Annotated in this window: 1 protein-coding gene; it reads left to right on the top strand. The window is 61.6% G+C overall.

Annotated features, from left to right (window positions below):
- Positions 1-63 precede the first annotated feature (63 nt).
- Positions 64-1,146 carry a hypothetical protein gene (locus ABWQ00_RS16170; protein ID WP_353239684.1) on the top strand — a complete coding sequence of 361 codons (1,083 nt, stop codon included), beginning with the start codon at positions 64-66 and terminating at the stop codon, positions 1,144-1,146.
- The last annotated feature ends 45 nt before the right edge of the window (positions 1,147-1,191 follow it).

The following is a 1,191-nucleotide window of genomic DNA, read 5'->3' as shown; positions in this document are numbered from 1 at the left end:
TGCCCAAGGCGCGACCGCGAGGATTGCTTGAGAGACGCCGTGGCTGCCTGGAGAGACGCAGCCATGCACGCGCGTGCCGCAGCGGGCCACTTCGAGAATCTCCTTTCCGTGAAGCTGGACGGGTCTGAAGATCATCTGGGTCGTGGTGATGCTCTCCGATTCTGGTTGGAATTGGACATGCCGAGAAAGCGTCAGGAAGCAGTGGCGAAGGTCGAAGAGCAATGGGCGGCAGGAGAGCTGACCTGGGAAAACCGCGCGCTGCTGGTGGACCCCTTCCCTGCACGTGGGCAGCTGGATGAGTACATGGAAGGGCAGGAAGACGAGGGCGCGCTCGTCGACGGTTGCCCCTGGAGCGATCGAGAGGAGCCCTCTTCTGATGAGGACGAATCTGCCATGAGTGCCTCCGTCGGCGTCATGCGCTCAGGTCTGTCCGCGGAGCAGGCTGTAGCTGTTGGGGAAGTCTGCGAACGTGTTCGGCAGGTGGATGACATGTTGGAAATCGCGCGGGGGCTTGGGAATGCGCACGTCGTTGCGACCCTGGAACGTGCTCGGAACACCCTGTTGCGGCAGAAAGCTGGAGAAAAAGCGCTTGATCCGGCTGTCATTGCGGCCGCTCGGGAAGTACGGCAGCAACATGAAATCGAACTGCATCGATCCCGCGCTCGATGCACGGCTGCGCGGTTGGCCGCGCGGTGCATCGCAAAGGCTGCCGGGCCATCGAAGCCGGCCTCAGCTAAGAATGACATGCTACCCCGAGAGCGGCGTGCATACAGATTCCGTCGCGAAGCGGCAAAAGCCCCGGCCGTACACAGCGTCCCTGCCCGCAAAGGATACGACGCAGAAGATCTTGGTCAGGGCAAGCAGCACGGTGGAGGCGTCCTTCACAGGAAGAACAGGCGAGACCTCATGATGCGCGTTGCGGCAGCCTTCCCTGCGTTGGCGGGAGAAGCGGCAACAGAATGGACGCGGAATTGGCGTTTGTGGGATGCTATTATGTGCAGAAGGCACGGACGGGCCGTGGGGCACGTAGTCAGGAACTTGATGAAGGAAGTTTTGGAAGCAGGCGCCAAAGGCGACACGGAGGCCTTCCGGCGGCTGACGCGTCGCGTGGCACGCGAAGTGCCCAAACCAGAGATCGTTGCATAACGCCTCGGAGGACGAACACAAAAACGCGTCTGTCAATGGTCCGCC

Source organism: Limnohabitans sp. (assembly GCF_040400975.1).
Lineage (GTDB): Bacteria > Pseudomonadota > Gammaproteobacteria > Burkholderiales > Burkholderiaceae_C > Limnohabitans_A.
The sequence above is the reverse complement of the archived record's forward strand: the minus strand, read 5'-3'. Positions and strand labels throughout refer to the sequence as shown.